The organism is Streptomyces sp. 796.1, assembly GCF_047525675.1.
GTDB lineage: Bacteria > Actinomycetota > Actinomycetes > Streptomycetales > Streptomycetaceae > Streptomyces.
Genome location: NZ_JBLIWA010000030.1, coordinates 69,730 through 90,975, shown reverse-complemented (window position 1 = coordinate 90,975; position 21,246 = coordinate 69,730). Strand labels below are relative to the sequence as shown.

13 protein-coding genes are annotated in these 21,246 nt (G+C 72.9%); 9 read left to right on the top strand and 4 right to left on the bottom strand.

The window, feature by feature from the left end; genetic code table 11:
• The first annotated feature begins 148 nt into the window (after window positions 1-148).
• On the top strand, window positions 149-1,609 hold the full coding sequence (locus tag ACMA1D_RS20850; RefSeq protein WP_414725525.1) for an SDR family NAD(P)-dependent oxidoreductase: 1,461 nt from the start codon (window positions 149-151) through the stop codon (window positions 1,607-1,609).
• 174 nt (window positions 1,610-1,783) lie between these two features.
• Here the strand turns inward: ACMA1D_RS20850 and ACMA1D_RS20845 are convergent, their stop codons facing one another.
• Complete coding sequence (locus ACMA1D_RS20845; RefSeq protein ID WP_414725524.1) at window positions 1,784-2,527, bottom strand: L,D-transpeptidase; 744 nt, start codon at window positions 2,525-2,527, stop codon at window positions 1,784-1,786.
• Between the two features lie 499 nt (window positions 2,528-3,026).
• Between ACMA1D_RS20845 and ACMA1D_RS20840 the strand changes: the two genes are divergently transcribed.
• The 4 genes from ACMA1D_RS20840 (at window position 3,027) to ACMA1D_RS20825 (ending at window position 7,069) form a co-directional block, all read left to right on the top strand.
• Entirely contained in the window at window positions 3,027-3,707 is a 681-nt protein-coding gene (locus ACMA1D_RS20840; RefSeq protein WP_414725523.1) for a transcriptional regulator, read from the top strand.
• Between the two features lie 138 nt (window positions 3,708-3,845).
• Window positions 3,846-4,367 carry a pyridoxamine 5'-phosphate oxidase family protein gene (locus ACMA1D_RS20835; RefSeq protein WP_414725522.1) on the top strand — a complete coding sequence of 174 codons (522 nt, stop codon included), beginning with the start codon at window positions 3,846-3,848 and terminating at the stop codon, window positions 4,365-4,367.
• 898 nt (window positions 4,368-5,265) lie between these two features.
• The gene (locus tag ACMA1D_RS20830) at window positions 5,266-6,312 is read left to right on the top strand and encodes a helix-turn-helix domain-containing protein (protein WP_414725521.1); all 1,047 of its coding nucleotides are present in this window, start codon (window positions 5,266-5,268) and stop codon (window positions 6,310-6,312) included.
• Between the two features lie 85 nt (window positions 6,313-6,397).
• Window positions 6,398-7,069: a dioxygenase gene (locus ACMA1D_RS20825; RefSeq protein ID WP_414725520.1), complete on the top strand. Its 672-nt coding sequence runs from the start codon at window positions 6,398-6,400 to the stop codon at window positions 7,067-7,069.
• A 317-nt stretch (window positions 7,070-7,386) separates the two neighbouring features.
• Here ACMA1D_RS20825 and ACMA1D_RS20820 read toward each other — a convergent pair whose 3' ends face one another.
• Window positions 7,387-8,004: a DUF6328 family protein gene (locus ACMA1D_RS20820; protein WP_414725534.1), complete on the bottom strand. Its 618-nt coding sequence runs from the start codon at window positions 8,002-8,004 to the stop codon at window positions 7,387-7,389.
• The gene (locus ACMA1D_RS20815; RefSeq protein WP_414725519.1) at window positions 7,995-10,370 is read right to left on the bottom strand and encodes a phosphoketolase; all 2,376 of its coding nucleotides are present in this window, start codon (window positions 10,368-10,370) and stop codon (window positions 7,995-7,997) included. The genes ACMA1D_RS20820 and ACMA1D_RS20815 overlap by 10 nt, the downstream gene beginning before the upstream one ends.
• A gap of 532 nt (window positions 10,371-10,902) precedes the next feature.
• On the opposite strand from ACMA1D_RS20815, the gene ACMA1D_RS20810 reads away from it, so the two are divergent.
• Entirely contained in the window at window positions 10,903-12,303 is a 1,401-nt protein-coding gene (locus ACMA1D_RS20810) for an NADP-dependent succinic semialdehyde dehydrogenase (protein ID WP_414725518.1), read from the top strand.
• A gap of 87 nt (window positions 12,304-12,390) precedes the next feature.
• On the opposite strand, the gene ACMA1D_RS20805 is transcribed toward ACMA1D_RS20810, so the two are convergent.
• Complete coding sequence (locus ACMA1D_RS20805) at window positions 12,391-13,869, bottom strand: aminotransferase class I/II-fold pyridoxal phosphate-dependent enzyme (protein WP_414725517.1); 1,479 nt, start codon at window positions 13,867-13,869, stop codon at window positions 12,391-12,393.
• Between the two features lie 877 nt (window positions 13,870-14,746).
• On the opposite strand from ACMA1D_RS20805, the gene ACMA1D_RS20800 reads away from it, so the two are divergent.
• The 3 genes from ACMA1D_RS20800 to ACMA1D_RS20790 all read left to right on the top strand — a co-directional run bounded on the left by ACMA1D_RS20800 (window position 14,747) and on the right by ACMA1D_RS20790 (window position 21,220).
• Window positions 14,747-16,921 carry a hypothetical protein gene (locus tag ACMA1D_RS20800; RefSeq protein WP_414725516.1) on the top strand — a complete coding sequence of 725 codons (2,175 nt, stop codon included), beginning with the start codon at window positions 14,747-14,749 and terminating at the stop codon, window positions 16,919-16,921.
• 1,228 nt (window positions 16,922-18,149) lie between these two features.
• Entirely contained in the window at window positions 18,150-19,691 is a 1,542-nt protein-coding gene (gene pelF / locus ACMA1D_RS20795; protein WP_414725515.1) for a GT4 family glycosyltransferase PelF, read from the top strand.
• Window positions 19,688-21,220, top strand: a complete 1,533-nt coding sequence (locus tag ACMA1D_RS20790) for a hypothetical protein (RefSeq protein ID WP_414725514.1) — start codon at window positions 19,688-19,690, stop codon at window positions 21,218-21,220. The genes pelF and ACMA1D_RS20790 overlap by 4 nt, the downstream gene beginning before the upstream one ends.
• The last annotated feature ends 26 nt before the right edge of the window (window positions 21,221-21,246 follow it).

The window sequence follows — 21,246 nt, the reverse complement described above, 5'->3', positions numbered from 1 at the left end:
GAAAGGGGAACTTCTTGTGCCAAATCTGCGTTACAGCCGATGATTACTAAGAGTTGCCGCCCTGCGGGGCGGGTTTGGCGAAGACTCGCCCCCCTACGTACAGTTCGGGGGTTTGCTGGTGGCACGAGGCCGAGGGACGGTAGCGGCGATGGCGGTGGCTGAAGAAAGCCCGACCGAGGAGCAGGGGATCGACCCCGAGCGACTCGCGGCCTGTCTGAGCGTGCTCGCAGAGCTCGATCGGCTGCCGATCGACCACCCGGACGCGATAGCCGTCCGCCGGGCCACTGCCGGAATCTACCGGACGGTCAAGCAGCGCCGACGCCAGGAGCGGCGCGCCGCCAAGACCGCGCACGACAGGTCCGTCACCGAGGCCACGGCCACCGGCGCCGCCGACCGCATCGACGACGAGACGATGGGCATCCCGCTGGCCGCGACCGCGAGCACGGAGATCGTCGGCGTCCTGGAGCGCCCCCGCTCCTGCTACATCTGCAAGACGCGGTACACCGAGGTGGACGCCTTCTACCACCAGTTGTGCCAGCCCTGCGCCAAGGAGAACCGGTCGCGGCGCGACGCCCGTACCGACCTCACCGGCCGCCGTGCCCTGCTCACCGGTGGCCGCGCCAAGATCGGCATGTACATCGCGCTGCGGCTGCTGCGCGACGGCGCGCACACCACCATCACCACGCGCTTCCCGCACGACGCCATCCGCCGCTTCAAGGCGATGCCCGACAGTGCCGACTGGCTGCACCGGCTGAAGATCGTCGGGATCGACCTGCGGGACCCGGCCCAGGTCGTCGCGCTCGCCGACTCGGTGAGCGCCGAAGGCCCGCTGGACATCCTGATCAACAACGCCGCCCAGACGGTCCGGCGCAGCCCGCGCGCGTACGCGGAGCTGATCGCCGCCGAGGACGCCCCGCTGCCCGCCGGCGAGCTGCCGGCCAAGGAGGTCTTCGGCCTCTTCGGCAGCGGCAGCCACGCCGCGCTGCCTGGCCAGGTCGACCGCTCCGGCGAGCTGACCCCCAACTCGATCACGGCCCTCGCGCTGACCAGCGGCTCGGCCTCGCTGGCGCGCATCGAGGCGGGTACCGCCATCGACGCCGGCGGTCTCGTGCCCGACCTGGATGCCAGCAACAGTTGGGTGCAGCGGGTGAACGAGGTGGACCCGCTGGAGCTGCTCGAAGTCCAACTGTGCAATGTGACCGCGCCGTTCGTGCTGGTGAGCCGGTTGCGGTCGGCGATGGCCGCCGCCACGGCGCGCCGTAAGTACGTGGTCAACGTCTCCGCGATGGAGGGCCAGTTCAGCCGCGGCTACAAGGGCGCGGGTCACCCGCACACCAACATGGCCAAGGCCGCCCTCAACATGCTCACCCGCACCAGCGCCCAGGAGATGCTGGAGAGCGACGGCATCCTGATGACGGCCGTCGACACCGGCTGGATCACCGACGAGCGTCCCCACCCCGACAAGGTGCGGCTCGCGGCCGACGGCTTCCACGCCCCGCTCGACCTGGTGGACGGCGCGGCCCGGGTCTACGACCCGATCGTCCGCGGTGAACTCGGCGAGGACCTGTTCGGCTGCTTCCTCAAGGACTACGCGCCCTCGGCCTGGTGACGCGCACCCGCCTCGCCCCGGCGGGTGCCCCCCACCCGGGCGGCGGGGCAGCGCCCCGAACGCCGGGGCCGGAACGCACCGTTGGCCCGCACCGTCCTGGTGCGGGCCAACGTCTTGGAGCGGCCGGTGCGATGGGTCAGGCTCCGCCGGGCGCCGGTCCCACCGCGGGATGGATCAGGTGCCGGGCTTGCGGCCGTACACGAAGGTGTCGTCGCCGTTGCGCAGCAGGCTCCAGTACTTCTTCGCGTCCGCGGTGCGCATGTTGATGCAGCCGTGCGAACCGGGCGCCGACCAGACGTTGCCGCTGATGGCGTGGAACGCCTGCCCACCGTCGAAGAACTGGCTGTACGGCATGCGCACGTGGTACAGCGTCGACATGTGGTTGATGTTCCGCCAGTAGATCTTCTTGGCGCCGGTACGGGTCTCGTGGCCGTTGCGCCCGGTGCGCACCGGCACCGGACCGTACACCAGCTTCTTGCCGTCCTGGATCCAACTGAGCTGCCGGCTCAGGTCCACGCACGCGATCCGGCCCCGGTTGGTGGGGCACTTCTTCGCCTTGTTGGGGTTCTTGCCCGCGGCCCGCTGCTTGCTCACCAGATCGATCATCGACCGGGTCACCGGACCCGCGTAACCGATGTTGGGGGAGATGGCGTGCGCCGTCTGGAAGTTGCGTATGGCCCGGCAGTCGGCGGCCGACTGCTTGCCGTCGACCCGCAGCCCGAGGAACTTCTCGGCCTGCTTCTGGTACGGCCCCGCCTTGGCCGTGCACGCGCTCGCGGCCTGCGCGCTGCTGCTGCCCAATGCGACGCTGAGCGGCACCGTCAGACTGGCGATGCCCAGCAGTACCCCCGCCCGGCGGCCCACGCTGCGGCGTCTGGCGCCGCGCGGACCCTGCTCGTTGTTCTCGTTCACCCTCATGCCCCATATGACTGTTCATATGACCCCTTGGTTGCCGATGACCTGCCATCAATCTGAGGGAAATTTTCGTTCCGGACCTGCCCGGTCACGGGCTGCGGCCCGCGCCACGCAGCGGCGGCCGGCCCCCGGGCGGGCGCGACAACGAGCCGCACACCACGCGGGCTTCGCCGCACCCCGCACCTCGGGCGGCGCGCACGCCCCGAGGCACTGCCGCCGCAGGTGACGGCCGCCGCACCAGCGGCGCGACGTACGCCCACCGGGCACGCCGGCATGAGACCGTGGGCCCCACAGCGCCCGGCGCAGCCACGACGCAGCGCGGATACGGCGCAGACGTGCAGCTACGGGCGCGGCGCAACCAGGGACGCAGCGCTCGGCCGGCGCAGACGCGAACGCAAGAACACACGGCAAGAACAGACACGAGCGCAAGAACAGAGCACGAGCGCAGACCCAGACCTAGACCCGGACCCGAGCGGAACCACGACCCACGGGAGGCCAGGCGATGACGGTGACCGCGGCGGAGCGACTGGAGTCGGCGGTACGGCAACTGAAACCGCCCGCCGGGGCCAATCGCCTGGTGCCGCTCGTCGTGGCGGGCCGCGCGCCCCTGACGGCGGTCGCCGTGCTCGCCCTGGAGCAGTACCGCATCATCGACAGCGACCGGCGGGCCTTCCTCCACCTGGCGCAGCGCTCCTCCGGGGAGCCCGCCATCGGCACCTTCTTCACCGCGATGGCCGACGGCGAGTACATCGCCATGACCCGGCTGCACCACCTCGCCACCGCCTGCGGCCTGGACGAGGCGGCGGTGCGCGGCTACCGACCGCGCGCCGGCTGCCAGGCGTACCCCGCCTACCTGGCCTGGCTCGCGCTGAACGCCGAGCCCGCCAATGTGGTGCTCGCCCTGGTGGCCAACTTCGTCGCCTGGGGCGAATACTGCGCGGCGATGTCCCGCGGGCTCCGCGAACACTACGGATTCACCGCCCGGGCCTGCGGCTTCTTCGACTTCTTCGCCCAACCGGAGCTCGGTGACGGTGAGCGGGCGCTGGCCGCGGTGCGCGCCGGCATCGACAGCGGACAGCTCACGGACGCCGCCGACCGGTACGGGCAACTCGTCCTCGCCTACGAGTTGATGTTCTGGAACACCCTCGCCGACGTCGCCGCCGAACAGCACCCACCGCACTGATCGGCCCACCGCGGCCAAGGCCCCGCCACGAGCACGCGCCGTGCCCCGTCAGGAGTGCCCGCCGCCCGCTCCGGGCCCGTACCCGAATGCCCGTAAAGCCAGACAGCAGGTGTCAGGTATCGGCGGGAGCATCGCGGCATGACAACGCGTTGGAACGACGTGTGCCAGGCCGCGCCGCAGCTCGCGCAGTGGGTCCAGGCGCGCTTCGCACCCCATGAACACCACGTACTGGCGACACTGCGGGCCGACGGGTCCCCGCGGGTGAGCGGCATCGAGGTGGACTTCGGCGGCGGTGAGGTCTGGCTGGGCATGATCTGGCACTCCCGCAAGGCCCTGGACCTGCGCCGCGACCCGCGCTGTGCGGTGCACGTGAACCCCGGGGCGGGGGCCGACGAGCTGCGCGCGGGGGACGCCAGGGTCAGCGGCGTCGCCGTCGAGGTGCACGAGGGCGAGGCACGCGCGGCCTACGTCGCCCGGCTGGGGCCCCCGCACCCCTTCCACCTCTTCCGCATCGACGTCCACGAGGTGACCCGCACCTGGAACGGCGAAGGCACCCTGCAACTCCAGAGCTGGCGGCCGGGGCCCGGGCTGCGGACCTTCCGTCCGTACGAGCGGGAGGCCCCCGCGGAGCCCGCCCCGGGCGGCGGCCGGCGCCGGTAGCCGGCCCCGTGCCGTGTCGCGGGCCGCCCTGACGTGGGAGTAAATGGGGAAGGAAGGGGCAGCCGGTCGGTGACGGGCGGATTGTCCGTGCACGCGATCCACAGGAGTCTGCTCATGGCGTACGACATCACGGCGACGGTGCCCCCCATCCATCCGGAGCCCGTACCGCCCGGCACGCCCGACCCGGTCCCGCCGACCCCCACCCCACCGCCGGGCCCGGGACCTGGCCCCGCCCCCGGGCCGGTGCCAGGGCCGATCCCGCCGATGCCGCCGGACCCGGCGCCCGGACCCACCCCGGACCCGGAGCCGGTCCCCCAGCCGGACCCGGTCTGACCCACGGCCGGACCCGGCGCGCCCACCGGGCCCCGAGGCTTCCGCAGGCGCGAGCGACGGTCCGGCCGGACCTTTCCCTTCTTGCTCCCCTCCTCTCTTCTTCTCCCCTCTTCATCCCTTCGCCGCCCACCGGCGTACCGCGGCGTCCCACGAGGTCCGGGGGCCTGCGGAGCCCGCAGGGCTTTCCGGGCCTTTCGGGCTTGCGCTCCCCGGGCGTGCGCGGCGTTCCTGGTGCCGCCGGGCCCTGCGCTCCGGCGGCACCGCCCGTTCCGTACCCCCGGTGGTGGCCGGATCCAGGCGGGCCCGCACGTGGCCGCCGCGGGCCGCAGCGCCCCCGATCCCGGTTCTCCGGCGCGACCCGCCGCCCCCGGCTGCCCGCCCCCGGCGAGCAGGCCCGATCTGGGGCGGTTCGCGCTAGCTGCTCCCTTTACCGGAGTGAACCAAGGGAACAACGGGCTGAAATCATCGGTTTCGCAGGCCAGTTGGCGGTCTAGTCTTAGGCGGGGCATAGGGCGACGGCATGAGGGCGCGCGAGCGCGCTGAGCAGAACGGAGCATGACCTGCCATGCCCACATCGTCCACGGACCTTTATGGCGTGCCAGGCGAGCAGGCGGGCTGCACGCCCGACGCCACCCCCCTGCCGCTGCACCGCCTTGAGGTGCCGGCCCCCAACGTGTTGCCGTTCGCGATCGGTACGTTCGACACCATCGGCCCGCTGTCCAGGGCCGCGTTCCCCCACCGGCACACGTTCTACGAACTGCTCTACGTCACGTCGGGGACCGGAACACACGTCATCGAACAGGTCCCCTGGCGACTACGACCACCCCATCTGTCGATCATCGCCCCAGGTCAGGTGCACTACTGGGCCGGAGTGCGGGACCTGCAAGGCTGGGTCGTGCTGTTTACCGACGACTTCCTGCTCGCCCACCCGGGAGACCGGGCCGCGCTGCGCAGCCTCGCCGAACGGCCCTGGCTGCACCCCGACCCGGCGACCGCCCCGGCGCTGGCCGCGCTGATCTCCGACATGGGTCGCGAGTTCCGGGACCGTGAGGACGGCTTCATCACGGTGCTGCGGTCCTACCTGCACGTCCTGATCGTGCGCGCCCAGCGCCTGCCGGGCGCGCTGCCCGCCAAGGAAGAGGCCGTCGGCCGGCCGTCCGCCGTGGCCCGACAGTTCGCCCACCTGCTGACCACGCACACCCGCTCCGGGGCCGAGCAGGGCCCGCTGCACGCGGGCGGCACCGGCGGTCGGTCGGCGGCGGTGCGCGCCACCGTGGGGGCCTACGCCACCCGCATCGGCGTCTCGGTGGGCTATCTGACGGAGGCTGTCAAGCGCACAACCGGCCGTACTCCGGGCCAGATGATCAGGGAAGCGGAGATCCGCGAGGCCAAACGGCTGCTGGCCGCCACCGGCATGACGGTCAGTCAGGTCGCGCGGGAGGTCGGATTCTCCGACCCGGCCTACTTCTGTCGTTTCTTCCGGCGCGAAACGGGCGTCAGCCCGGGGGACTTCCGCCGCCAGGCCGACCGGGACCCCCTGCCACCGGCGGCTTCTCGGGTTACCGGACGGAATCACCACGTTCGCCGAATCGAGTCCATCGACCGGCCGTGAGCGCTCCGCATAAGTTCAGTCCCGCTCGTACGGCCAGCACGACCAGCACGACTCACCCCCATTCAGAAACCGCGGGAGGAACACCGTGGAAGGCGAGAACACCCAAGAGCCCAGGAACGAGGGCACCCGGCGCGGCTTGACGCGCAAGACCCTGCTGAAGGCAGCGGTCGCGGCGGCGCCGCTGCCGTTCGTACTCGGCGGCGTGTCCTGGGCGCGCGACGACCGGACGCCCTCCGGGCAGCCGCTCGCGCCCACCCCGTACTGCGACGACGGCGACGCGCCGACCCGGCCGCAGATGGAGGGCCCCTACTTCAAGCCGCGGTCGCCCGAGCGCGCCTCGCTGCTTGAGCCCGGCCTCCAGGGCACCAAGCTCACGCTGACCGGCTACGTCTTCGGCCTCGCGTGCCGGCCCATCGCCCACGCGCTGCTCGACTTCTGGCAGGCGGACGTGCGCGGTGCCTACGACAACCGCGGCTACCGGCTGCGCGGTCACCAGTACACCGACGCCAATGGTGCCTTCAAGCTGGAGACCATCGTCCCCGGCCTGTACCCGGGCCGCACCCGGCACCTCCACGTCAAGGTGCAGGCGCCGAACCGGCCCATCCTCACCACGCAGCTCTACTTCCCGGGTGAGCCGGGCAACAACTCGGACTCGATCTTCCACCCGTCGCTGCTGATGAACGTCTCCAACGGCGGCGGTGGCAAGCTCGCGAAGTTCGACTTCCTGCTCAACGTCAACCAGCGGGCCGGTCGCTGACCCGGGCCGGTTGAGCATCTGACCACCTGAGCACCACCACCGGTGCCGTACGCATGCCCCTGCATCACTTCCCCGTACGCCGCGCGGCGCGGCTGGTGCGCACGCGTCGCGCGGTTGGGGCACGGCTCGGTGGGACGGGCGTCGCCCCGCTCGCCTCCTTCGGGAGGCGAGCGGAGCGGCGCCGCTTCCGGCACCGTGGGACGGGCGAGCCTCCCCGCTCATCGCCCGCCCGGCCCTCGTGCCCCGGAGGTGGTCCCATGCCCGGCGCCCCACGTTCCCGCTCCCCACTCCCGCCCTCACGGGCTTGCCGCCTCCGGCTACGGCTCGCGCTGCGCACGCGCCGTACGCTCGTTCCCGCCGTCGGCCACCGCACGGCCCCCACTTCCCGGCCCCCTGCCGCTTCCCCCGCGTCGCATCCAGTACGCCGGCAGGAACCAGCAGCAGACGAACCACGCCAGCACCCCCGCGACCAGCAGGGTCGCCACGCTGTCGGTGATGACCACGCGCAGCACCAGCAGCAGCGCGGAGCCGATCGTGCACAACAGCAGCACCAGGCCCGCCAGCGTGCAGCGCGAGGCCCAGGTCACGGTCTGTGGCTTGACGCCCCAGCCGGTCACGAAGCGGTGGATGGACACCGGCGCGATCAGCGCGCCGGTGGCCGCCGCGCCCAGCAGGACGGTGGCCACGTACAGATGGCGGTTGACGTCCGACAGGTCGCCGAAGCGCGGGGTGAAGACGACCGTGAGCAAGAACGCCAGCAGGATCTGCACGCCCGTCTGCGCCACCCGCACCTCCTGGAGGAGTTCGGCCCAGCGCCGGTCGGCCCGCTCCTCGTGGCTCTCGTCGCGACCGCTGCGCCTGGCCGCCGCCGGGGCCCGGGGCGAGGTCTCGGAGGGCTGCTCCCGCCCGGCCCCGTCCCCACCGCTCACGTCCACGACCACTCCCGCACCTCCGGCAGGTCCTCGCCGTACTCCCGGATGTAGGCGTGGTGTTCGGTGCGTTGGTCGGCCATCCGCTGGCGGACCGCGATGGCGGTCAGCGCGAGGCCGGGGACCCGGTCGATGACGTCCATGACCAGCCGGTAGCGGTCCATGTCGTTGCGGACGACCATGTCGAACGGGGTGGTCGTGGTGCCCTCCTCCTTGTAGCCGCGGACGTGGATGTTGTCGTGTCCGGTGCGGCGGTAGGTCATGCGGTGGATCAGCCAGGGGTAGCCGTGGTACGCGAAGATCACCGGCTTGTCGGCGGTGAAGACCGCGTCGAAACTGCTGTCCGGCAGGCCGACCGGATGGTCGTCGGGCGGCAGCAGCCGCATCAGGTCCACCACGTTGACCACCCGCACCGCCAGCCGCGGCAGGTAGGCGCGCAGCAGGGACGCCGCGGCCATCACCTCCATCGTCGGCACGTCCCCGGCCGCGGCCAGCACCACGTCCGGCTCGCGCCCGGTGTCGGTGCCGGCCCAGTCCCACACGCTGACGCCCCGGTGCACGTGGTGCACGGCGTCCTCGATCGGCAGCCAGTCGAAGGAGGGTTGTTTGCCGGCGGCGATGATGTTGATCAGGTCGCGGGTGTCCAGGGTCTGTTCGGCGACCGCCAGCAGGGTGTTGGTGTCCGGAGGCAGGAAGACCCGGATGGTGTGCGGGTCCTTGTTGACCATGTGGTCGATGAAGCCCGGGTCCTGATGCGAGAAGCCGTTGTGGTCCTGCCGCCACACGTGCGAGGTCAGCAGGTAGTTCAGGGACGCGATGGGCAGCCGCCAGGGCAGCGTGCGGGAGACCTTCAGCCACTTGGCGTGCTGGTTGGCCATCGAGGTGACGATGTGGATGAACGCCTCGTACGAGGAGAACAGCCCGTGCCGCCCGGTGAGCAGGTAACCCTCAAGCCAGCCCTGGCAGTTGTGCTCCGACAACATCTCCACCACCCGCCCGTCCCTGGCCAGGTGCTCGTCCACCGGGAGGATCTCCTCCTGCCAGTTCTTGCCGGTGGCCTCGTACACGTCCTGGAGTCGGTTGGACGCCGTCTCGTCCGGGCCGAACAGGCGGAAGTCGCGGCGCTCGGCGGTGGCCCGCAGCACGTCCCGCAGCAGGCCGCCGAGGACCCGGGTCGGCTCGTGCAGGGTGCTGCCCGGCTGGATCACCTCGACGGCGTACCGGCGGACGTCGGGCAGCGGCAGCGAGCGCAGCAGCCGGCCGCCGTTGGCGTGCGGGTTGGAACCCAGCCTGCGGTCCCCGCGCGGCACCTGCTCCAGCACGTCGGCGCGCGGGCGCCCGCGGTCGTCGAAGAGCTCTTCGGGGCGGTACGAGCGCAGCCACTGCTCCAACTGCGCCAGGTGTTCCGGGTGTTCGCGCAGTCCGGACAGCGGCACCTGGTGGGCGCGCCAGGTGCCTTCGACGGGCACCCCGTCCACCTCCTGCGGGCCGGTCCAACCCTTGGGCGTGCGCAGCACGATCATGGGCCAGCGCGGCCTGGTGCGGTGGCTGCCGCCGTGCTGCCTGGCCTCGCTCTGGTACGCGGCGATCCGGTCCAGGCAGGTGTCGAGCGCGGTGGCCAGCGCGCGGTGCACGGCCTGCGGTTCGTCGCCGCTGACGTGGATCGGGTCGTGCCCGTAGCCGCGCAGCAGTTGGTTGAGCTCCTCCTCGGGGAGCCGGGCCAGGACCGTCGGGTTGGCGATCTTGTAGCCGTTCAGGTGCAGGACGGGCAGCACCGCGCCGTCGTGTACCGGGTCGAGGAACTTGTTCCCGTGCCAGCCGGTGGCCAGCGGGCCCGTCTCCGCCTCGCCGTCCCCGACCACGGCCACGACCAGCAGCTCCGGGTTGTCGAACGCGGCACCGTAGGCGTGGCTGAGCGCGTAACCCAGTTCGCCGCCCTCGTGGATCGAACCGGGTGTCTCGGGCGCCACGTGGCTCGGCACCCCGCCGGGGAAGGAGAACTGCCGGAACAGCCGGGCCATGCCCGCCGCGTCCCGGGTGACGTCCCGGTAGACCTCGGAGTAGCTGCCGTCCAGCCAGCAACAGGCCACCGTGGCGGGCCCGCCGTGGCCGGGCCCGGTGATGTGGATGGCGTTCAGGTCCCGCGCGTGGATGACCCGGTTCAGATGGGCGTAGATCAGGTTCAATCCGGGGCTGGTGCCCCAGTGGCCGAGCAGCCTCGGCTTGATGTGCTCGGGGCCCAGCGGCTCCGCGAGCAGCGGGTTGTCGAGCAGGTAGATCTGGCCGACGGCCAGGTAGTTCGCGGCCCGCCAGTACCGGTCCACCGTGGCGAGGTCGTGGTCGGACAGCGGGGGCGGAGGGGCAGTGGCCATGCCGGGCCTTTCTCATCCGGGGACGCTGACGGTCTCCGACTACCCACCTTGGCCGGTGTATGCGGAACGCGCGAATGCGCGCCTACCCGAACGCGGGCCCGGGGCGCCGCGCGGCGTGGGGGCAAGGTGACGGCGGACGGCGGTGCGGCGCGCGGTGCCCGCGCCCGTGTGCACGCCCGCCGCCGCTGCGACGGCCGGACGGCCGTCCCGATCCGTTGGGGCTGAGCGGCGCGGTTGTGGGGTACCCGGGTGGCCTGCACGGTAGACAGGACGGCCGCGACCGGGATGCCGCACGGCGCGCCGCAGTGGCGTGCCCGACGCACGCGGGACGGATGCGCCTGAGGTCCGCGGGACGTGCGCGCGACACGCGGAGCCCGGCCGGGCCGGACAAGCTGACACAGGCGGGCCGAGAGACGCCGGGGCGTACGGAGCGTACGGAGACGGAGACGTACGAGAGGCGCACCGGCGGCGGTCCACGGCACGGCAGCGTACGAGTCGAGCACGAGCCGAGTACGAGTCAAGGAGGCGCCCCATGCCCATCGCCACCGTGAACCCGGCGACCGGGGAGACCCTGAAGACCTTCGACGCGCTGGGTGAGGAGGCGGTGCGCGAGCGGCTTGCGCTGGCGGACGCGGCCTTCGCCCAGTACCGGACCACCTCGTTCGACCACCGGGCCGAACTGCTCGGCAACGCCGCTGACCTGCTGGAAGCGGACCAGGAAGCGGTTGCCCGTACGGTCACGACCGAGATGGGCAAGACGCTGGCCCAGGCCCGGGCGGAGGCCGCGAAGTGCGTCAAGGCGATGCGCTGGTACGCCCGACACGCCGAGCACCTGCTCGCCGACGAACAGCCGGCGCCCGACGACGTCGCCGACTCGGGCGCGGTCCGCGCCTTCGTGCGCTACCGGCCCGTCGGCCCGGTGCTCGCCGTCATGCCGTGGAACTTCCCGCTCTGGCAGGTCATCCGCTTCGCCTCGCCCGCCCTGATGGCCGGCAACGTCGGACTGCTCAAACACGCGTCCAACGTCCCGCAGACCGCCCTCTACCTGGAGGAACTCTTCCGCAGGGCCGGCTTCCCGGCCGGCGTCTTCCAGACCCTGCTGGTCGGGTCGGGCGCCATCGAAGGCATCCTGCGCGACCGGCGGGTGGCCGCTGCGACGCTGACCGGCAGCGAGCTCGCCGGGCGCTCGGTGGCCTCGATCGCCGGCGACGAGATCAAGAAGACCGTCCTGGAGCTGGGCGGCAGCGATCCGTACCTGGTGCTGCCGTCGGCCGACGTCGAGCGGGCCGCGCGGACGGCCGTCACCGCCCGCACCCAGAACGCCGGGCAGTCGTGCATCGCCGCCAAGCGCTTCATCGTGCACGAGGCGGTGTACGAGGCGTTCGCCGAAGCGTTCGTCGCCGGCATGCGGGCGCTGCGGGTGGGCGACCCGATGGCGGCGGACACCGACGTCGGGCCGCTCTCCAGCGAGTCGGCCCGCAGCGACCTGGAAGAACTGGTGGACGACGCGCTGCACCGGGGCGCCAGTGCGCTGTGCGGCGGCCGGCGGCCTCCGGACCAGGCCGCCGGCTGGTTCTACGAGCCGACCGTGCTGGCCGGGGTGGACCGCGGGATGCGCATCCACCACGAGGAGGCGTTCGGGCCGGTCGCCACGGTGTACCGGGTCGCCGACCTGGACGAGGCGATCACCCTGGCCAACGACACCTCCTTCGGCCTCAGCTCCAACGCGTGGACCCGCAAGGAGGACGAACAGCAGCGGCTCATCCGCGACCTGGTCGCCGGCGGGGTCTTCTTCAACGGCATGACCGCATCCCACCCGGCGCTGCCCTTCGGCGGCGCCAAGCGCTCGGGGTACGGGCGCGAACTCGCCGGCCACGGCATCCGCGAGTTCTGCAACATCACCACCGTCTGGTACGGGCCGCCGAACGGGTGAGTCGGGCGCGGCGCGGGCGGGCCCGGTGCCGGGCCGGTGGTGCCCGGTGGCCGTGTGGTCCGCCCGGCCCGCCCGTACCGCCGGCGGTTAGTCCGCCCCGGCCGGCCGCACCAGGACCCGCAGCGTACGCAACCGCTCGTCGGCCGCGTCGGGGACGCGCATGCCCGCGGCCACCCCGGTGCGCAGGTAGCGCACCAGCGGCTCGGTGAGCCGCTCACCCGGCAGCGCGGCCGGTACCCCCGGCGGGTAGGGCGTGAGCATCTCGGCAGCGATTCGCCCCACGGCTGCGTCCAACGGCACGTCCTCCGTGGTGCCGAAGTACGCGTCCCGCGGCAGGCACGCCTGTTCGAGACGGAGTTCGTCCGCGGTGGGCACGGCCACTCGGGGGGCGTCCCGCAGTTCGGCGGCGCGCTCGCTCAACGCGCGGAGCGCTGCGAGTAGCGGCTCGACCGTCGCCGCGGAGTCGGCGTGGGTGAGCTGGGTGCTGATCCGCCGGTGGTCGACGAGGTGGACGTCCACCTGGTGCTGGGCGCGCAGCCACTGGGCCGCCCGGTACCCGGTGGTCCCGGTCCCCGCCAGGTCGATGACCACGGGCAACGGGTCCAGATCGGCCGCCCTGCCCGGCCCGACGAAGTCGGCACGGTCGTTGACGTGCAGGCCCGGCAACTCCTCGATCTCCGCCCGCACCCGGTGTGCGAGGCCCAGTGCGTCCCCGAGGAGACGCTCGCCGTGCTGCACCATCTGTCGGCGCCACCCGTCGAGTCCGGCGTAGAGGGGGACGGAGGGGCTGGTGGTGCCGAGCAGATCGGCCCGCGAGGCCAGCACGGCGGCGTCGATGAGGTCGCCGCCGAGGTGGAAGACCGAGCCCTGCTCCAGGCCGCTGCCCATCTTGTGGATGCTGGTCACGCAGACGTCGGCGCCGGCGTCCATGGCCCACGACGGCAGGTCGGGGTGGAAGGGCAGGTGCGCGCCCCACGCCTCGTCCACGATCAGCGGCCGGCCGCGGCGGTGGCACACGTCGGCGATGGCCGCGAGGTCGGCACAGGCCCCGTACGGGGTGGGGCTGGTCACCAGCGCGCCCCGGGCGTCGGGATGCTCGGCGAACGCCGCCGCGAAGGTCTGCGGTGCCGGCGGGTGGGCCAGTCGGCGGTCCGGGTCCCACTGCGGTTCCACCCACACCGGCCGGACCCCGGACAGGATCAGGCCCGACACCACGGACTTGTGTGCGTCCCGCCCGACCAGCAGTTTCTCCCCCGGTCCGGCGACCGAGAGCATGGCCGCCTTGACCGAGAGCGAACTGCCGCAGGTGGAGAAGAAGGTGGCCTTGGCCCGTACCGCCTCCGCCATCAGCTCTTCGGCGTGCCGTACCACCCGGCGGGATTCCTGGTGGTCGTCGAGGCCGCCGACGGCCAGCACGTCCGAGCCGAACACGGCGTCGCCCAGCACGGCCCGCACCCGCGGGTCGGCGCCTCTGGCCTGCTTGTGGCCCGGTGGAGTGAAGGACAGCCGTCCCTTCTCCTGGTACTCGGCGAGGGCCTGGAGGATCGGTGCTTCGCTCTGGTCCATGCCCTCACCGCTTCCCGCTGTCCCGGTCGGCTACCGCCCTCTTGCGCCGAACGTGGCGTCGCGGGGCAGCGGGGCCCGGGGCACGGCCCGGGGCGGCAGCCGTACCGGCCGGCGCGGAGGTCGTGCGGGTGGCCGGCCGCGCGTGTCGAGCATCCCGGGCCCGGCACGGCGCGCCCGGCGCCGCTGCGACGAGGCGATCTTCGTGGCGTGATCTTTACGGCCGGGCCGTGGCGTGGCCGAGTGCGGTGGGCGCCATCAGGTCCGTGCGACGGGCCGTACGGGCTCTCCCCGTCGCTGCCGCGCGGGACGAACGCCCACCCCAGGCGCGGGAGTCTAATTGGTCGACGCATCAACTAACCCCGCAAAGTGTGCATTCACGACAGGCGCCATTCGGCCGACTTGCTGTCTCACCCGTTCGGTATGCGGGCGCGGATGATGACCATCACACACTCCGGCGCATGTTGGTCTTGACCACTGGCACCGCAGGTCATCACGGGGAGGCTTGGTGACCGTGGGGCATCGTGCGGGCACGGAGCGGCATATTCGTCGGCGCGTCGCGCCGGTCATGGGAGAGCAAGGACTGACGAATTCCGGAACGCTACCCCTCCGTACGCCCACGCGGTGCAACGGACATGGCGCACTATGTGGTGGGCGGTCGAGGGAGGCGGGGCCTCCGCTCGACTCGTGACGTGCTCACGACCGTTGCCCACGGTGTACTGCGGTGACGTGTGTTCGGGGAAGGGGAGCCCTGGTCGCACCGGTACCGCATCCGCTATCCACGACTCGCGCCGCTTCGGCGTGCCCCGGCACGCCGTGGTGCGCGACTGCTGACAGGCCGGTGTCCCGCGACGCCGGCCATCCCTGGGGGGATGCCTTCATGGGTCATGTGACCCGGCTGACCGTTGCCTGTGCAACGGCCGCCCTATTCGCCGTCGGCCTGCCGGCGAGCAGTTCCGGCGCCGCCGTGACACCCAGGATCGACCTGCGGGTCCTGGTCGTCGACGACGGCGGGCCGGCCACCGCCGCGATCGCGGCCGAACTCGACAGTGCGGGCACCCCGCGCACCACCGTCGCGCTGAGCGACGGGGGCAGGGCCCGCATCGACGCTGCCTTCCTCAGCGACACGGTGGACGGCCGGCCGCGCGCCAAGTTCCAGGCCGTCGTGCTGCCCAACGACAACCCCTTCGGGGCGGGCTCCACGGAAATGGCCGCCATCACCGCGTACGAGAAACGGTTCGGCATCCGGCAGGTGGATGCCTACACCTACGCCCGTCCCGAGGTCGGGCTCAACTTCGCGCAGGACCCCGGCTACATCGGCCCGCTGGACGGACGTTCCGCGCAGGTCACCGCCGCGGGCAAGAGCGGGCCCTTCGGGTACCTGGACGGCCGGGTGCCGTTCGAGGACAACGACCCGAAGGTCACCGAGAGCTACGGCTTCCTGGCCGTGCCGCTCGCCCAGCAGGTCGGGGACGCCACGTTCACCAGCTACGTCGACGCGCCGATCGACGGCAGCACCGCCCGCGGCTCGCTGGTCGGCGAGTACGCCCACGACGGGCGCCGCGAACTGGTCGTCACCTTCGTCTACAACCGCTACCAGCAGCAGTACCGGCTGCTGGCCCGCGGCATCGTGGAGTGGCTGACCCAGGGCATCCACCTGGGCGCCGACCGCAACTACTTCGCCGTGCACGTGGACGACGTGCTCGGTGCCGACGACCGCTGGGACAGTGAACTCAACTGCACCCCAGGCGACGTGGACTGCGGGGACGCCGGCGAGGGCAAGGAGCCCGACCCGATCCGGATGACCGCCGAGGACGCGGAGTACGCGCGGACCTGGTCCGCATCGCGCGGCCTGACCATCGACATGGCGTACAACGCCGGTGGCAGCGAGGCGTACAAGGAGGAGAACGGCGGCGACGACCCGCTGGCGGACCAGCTCATCACCGACCAGCACGCCTACCGCTGGGTCAACCACACCTACAACCACCTCTTCCTCGGCTGCGTCCAGGACGTGAGCGTGGTGCCGTGGAAGTGCGCCACCGACGAGTCCGGTGACGTGCGGTGGACGAGCCAGTCCACCATCGCCGACCAGATCGAGGACAACCTCTCCTGGGCCCGCCGCAACGGGCTGACCGTGGACCGCAGCGAACTGGTCACCGGTGAGCACTCCGGGCTCGCCAACCGGCCCCAACAGCCGGACGACAACCCGGAGTTGGCGCCCGCGCTGCGCGACAGCGATGTCGGCTGGATCGCCAGCGACACCTCGCGCGAGCTGAACCAGCGGGTGGCGGGACCCGCCCTGACGGTGCCCCGCTACCCGATGAACATCTTCTACAACGCGGGGCGCGCGGCCGAACAGGTCGACGAGTACAACTGGATCTACGCGCGCAAGTCCGACGGCGGCAGCGGCACCTGTGAGACCGCGCCCAACACCACCTGCCTGCCCGCGGCGCTCGACCCGGAGACCGGCTACGGCTCCTACATCGTGCCCCTCGAAGCCAGCATCGGGCTCGCGCACGCCACCTCCAACGACCCGCGCCCGCACTTCATCCACCAGTCCAACCTGGCCGAAGACCGCATCGCCTACCCGGCGCTCGAACGCATCCTGAGCGACTACGCGGACCTCTACGGCGACAACACCCCGCTGGTCAACCTTCAGATGCGGGACATCGGGGCGGAGTTGCAAAAGCGTGCGGCCTGGCGGAACGCGCTCAACTCGGGCAGCGCCAGCGCCTACCGGATCGGCAACACCATCACCGTCACCACGCCCGCGGGCAGCGACGTCACCGCCACCCTGCCGAGCGGCAGCCAGCAGCAACTCGGCGACGAGAAGGTGCCGTTCGGCTCGGTCTACGCGGGGCTGCGGTCCGGTTGGGCCGCCCCGGCCGACGACGGGGAGAAGCAGGTGGTGCTGGTGCTGAGCGACGCCGAGACACCCACCGACCCGACGCAGCCGGACCCGGCCGACCAGCCGGCGACCCCCAGCAAGCGGCTCCCGGTCCCCGAGGGCGCGCAGCACCCGGTGCCGTACGGGCCGAGCGACACCAGGTTCTGACCCGCGGTCCCGGCGGACCCGGCCGATCCGGCCGACCTGGTCAGGTCGCATCGGCCTGGTGGGCCGGCCCGGTGATCCGGCCGACCCGGTCGAGCCCCGGCAGCCCGCCGGTGGCCCGGCCGGGTGGCCCGCCGGCCGGCCCCGGCGACGAGCGCGCCCGCCGCACTGGTCGCCGCCGGGCGGTGGGCCACGGACCCCTGCACCACGGACCCCTGCACCACGGACCGCTGTACCACAGGCCCCTGCACCACAGGGCGCGCGGCGGCGCCCGCACACGGCCCGGCCCGTACGGCTGGTGCCGGGCCCCGCACCACCCCGGACCTGACGGGTGCGCGCCCGACCCGTTCGGGCCGGGGGCCACCCGACTCCAGCCCACGGGCCGGCCGGCCCGGTCCGGCCAACCCAGTTCGACCAACCCGGTACCCGGACCGGCCCACCCAGTCCAAAGTGACCCAACCCGGTCTCACCCAACGCGGTGTCACCCGGGCCGCACCGTCCCGTGCAACCCACCGTCCCGTGCAACCCACTGCCCCGCGCAACCCACCGACCTGACGCTGACCTGACGCCGATGCCGACTCCAACCCGGACCCGGAACCGGGTCCCCGGCCAGTGCCGGCCAGCCAGCCGGTACGACACGCCCGGGACCCACCCGGACCTGAAAGAGACCCGGGACCGCCCCGGGCCCGGAAGGCACCCGCAGGACACCCGGGCGTGCCCGGGCCCGTACCCATCAGTCACACCTCGGCACACCCCGCACCATGCCGCACCACCCCGACACGCCCCGTACGACCTGCCCGGTGCGGCACGCCCGGGGAGGACGCCCACCGCACCGTGCGGCGCCCCGGCACGTCCGGGGCTGCGGGCACGGGCCGGGACGCAACACCCCGGCACACCCTGTGATCAACGCCGGCCACCCGGGCCACCTGGCGGCCGGCGCCAGCGGGCACCAGGGACCGGACGGCGCGGCCCCACACCGTCGCCGGCGCCCGTCCCCCAGAGGAGAGCAGTCGTAGGAGCCACCGGCCCGGCCGGCACGCCCGCCCGGGCCGGCCACCGCCACGCCGCACGACCACACCAACTCGGCGGGCCCCGCGCCACGCCGGGACCCGCCCCACACGGCTGCCTCCGCCAGGCCCGACGACGCGCCCACGGCGGCCGGCCACCGGCCGGCGACCGCCGGGCGTGTCGGGAAAGACAACGCACCGTCCCCTCGGGAGTAAGAACGGCCATGCACGGACCACGCACCGCGCCCACCAGCGGCGGGGCACCGCCGGACGGCACCTCGGTGACCCTCCTCACCGAGGGCACCTATCCGCACAGCCACGGCGGAGTCAGCGTGTGGTGCGACCAGTTGGTACAGGGCATGCCCGATGTGGACTTCCACGTCATGGCGGTCACCGGCACCGGTCGCGAACCCCTCGCCTGGCAGCCGCCCGGCCACGTACGCAGCATCACCAACCTGCCGCTGTGGGGCACCCCGCAGGACTGCCCGCCACCCCGCGGCAAGACCCTGCGCCGCTTCCTCGCCGGCTACGAGGAGTTCCTCGCCGCACTGCTCGACCCGGAGGCCGAAGACCGCTTCCCGGCCGCCCTCTACCACCTGGCCGACCACGCACCCAGCGGCCTGCTGTCGGCCGCGCTGCGCACCGAACGGGCCGCCCGCGTGCTGGCCAAGCTGTGGACCAGGCCGACCGTCGGCACCGCGGCGGCCCACCCCACCCTGCACGACGCGCTCAGCGCCACCGACCTCCTGGAGCACGCCCTGCGCCCGCTCGCCGGCCGGGCCGCGGCCGACACCGGGGTGACCCACGCCGTCAGCGGGGGCCTGGCCGCACTGCCAGGACTGGTCGCCCACCACGTCCACGGCACGCCCTTCCTCCTCACCGAACACGGCGTCTACCTGCGCGAGCGCTATCTGAGCTTCCGCGCCGAGCCGTACCGCTGGCCGGTCAAGGCCCTCATGCTGGGGTTCTTCCGGCTGCTCGCCATGGAGAGCTACCGCACCGCCGCCCTGGTCACCCCGGGCAACCGGTACAACCGCCGCTGGGAGGAGCACGGCGGCACCCCGCCCGAGCGCATACGCACCGTCTACAACGGCGTCGACCCCGCCGCCTTCCCGCCCGCCGGGCCCGAACCCGAGACACCCACCCTGAGCTGGGCAGGCCGGGTCGACCCGATCAAGGACCTCCAGACCCTCATCCGGGCCTTCGCGCTGGTCCGCGGCAAGCTGCCGACCGCGCGGCTGCGGCTGTTCGGCGGCACCCCGCGCGGCGCCGAGAAGTACCGCGAGAGCTGCGAGGCGCTCGCCGTCGAACTCGGCATCGGCGAGGCCGTCACCTTCGAAGGACGGGTCGAGGACATCAAGGACGCCTACGCGGCGGGCAACGTCGTCATGCTCTCCAGCGTCAGCGAAGGCTTCCCCTTCACCCTGATCGAGGCCATGTCCTGCGGGCGGGCCACCGTCTCCACCGACGTGGGCGGCGTGCGCGAGGCCGTCGGTGAATGCGGCCTCGTGGTGCCGCCCCGCGACCCCGAACGCATGGCCGAGGCCGCCCTGCGGCTGCTCAACGAGCCCACGTTGCGCGCCCGGATGGGCGAGGGCGCCCGGCTGCGCGTCATCGAACAGTTCACGCTGCGCCAGACCATCAGCACCTTCCGCGAGATCTACCAGGACCTCTCCGGCCGCCGCCCTGCCGAACAGGCCCGCCCCGCGCCCGGCGCGGCCCGCCCGTCCTGGGCCCGGGCGATCGCCGCTGGAGGTGCGGGATGAGCGGCCCGTTACGCCTCGTACCCGACACGGCCCACGAGTCGGCCGGCGCACCCACCGACCGGGCCACTCCCGCGACCGGCACCGCGACCGGCCCGGCCACCACCGGCCGCCGGCGCCGCCCGGCGCGCCCCACACCGTCCTGGGCCGACGACCCGCTCGACGACCTCGCAGAGCGCCTGTCGGACGTGTGCGCCGCCGCCGTACACCCCGACGAGATCGCCGCCTTCCTCGAAGCCGACGGCCTGACCGGGGAACAGATCACCGAGCGCTACGGCCGCCGCAACGTCTTCGAACTCGCCGCCGAACTCTACGAACGCGTCCCGCGCGGCTACCCCGAACCCCCGGCCAAGCCCGACCCCTGGCACGCCACACCCGGCCGGTTCCTGCTGCGCGGCGTCGTCTTCACCCTGCCCGGCCTCGGCTACGTCCTCAGCACCCCCTTCCTTGAGGGGCCGACCGGCCTGTTCGGACTCTCCGCGGGCACCGGCCCGCTGGCCGCGTCCGCGCTGGTGGGCTGGGCGTGGAACCAGGCACTCGCCCACCGGGCCTACCGCTGGCTCGCGCTCGGCGGCAACGGGGCAGCCGCCGCGTGCCTGCGCATCGGCGGCCCGCTGGGCGCCCTGCTCGCCTTCACCGCCGCCCTCCTGCTGCCGGGCCCCACCGGCGCCACCGTCTTCGCCGCCGGCCAGTCCGTCTACCTCGCCGCCGCCACCGCCCTGCTGGTCCTCGGCAAGGAACGGGCCCTGCTCCACAGCCTGTTGCCGATGGCCGTCGGCGCCCTCGCCCTGCTCTGGATCGACCTGCCGGCCGCGGCCCGCGCCGCCCTTCCGGCCGTCAGCGTGCTCGCCGCACTCGGCTGCGCGGCGCACACCATCCACCAGGCGCTGGCCGGCGACAAGGGCGCGCAGGAACCGGCCGACGACGACGGTGCGCACAGCAGCGGACCGCCGCTGTTCGCCTCGGTGCCCTACGGCCTGTTCGGGCTCGGTTGCGCCATCCTCACCTCGGTCGCCGTCCTCGGCGACGTCCTGCGGTACGGCGAGGGCGCCTCGCTCACCGGCCCCTCCGTCATCGCCCTCACCCTCAGCATGGGCCTCGCCGAGTGGCTGCTCTACCGGTGCCGCGGCCTCTCGCTCGCCGCGCTCAGCGACAGCACCACCGCCGGCGGCATGCTGCTGCGCGCCGCCTGGGTACTGGCCCGCTGCATGGCCTGCTACCTCGGGGTGCTCGCCGTCCTCGTCTACGCCACGGCCGCCATCTGGCCCGACGGGCCGCACCTGAGCCCGCCACGGCTGTTGGCGGTCGTCGCACTCGGCGCCGTGATGTGGACCGGACTGCTGCTCCAGGCATTCGGCACCGCCTGGATACCGGCCCTGGCCACGCTGGCAGCCGCAGGCGTGGAGACCGTACCGCTGGCACTGGACGCCTGGACGCCCACCTCGGTCCAACTCGCCGCCTGTTGCTGTACCGCCGGTGTGCTGCTGGTCGCCGCCACCGCACTGCTCGGCCGCATCACGGCGCACCGCTGAACCACCCGCACCACCGCACCACGCAC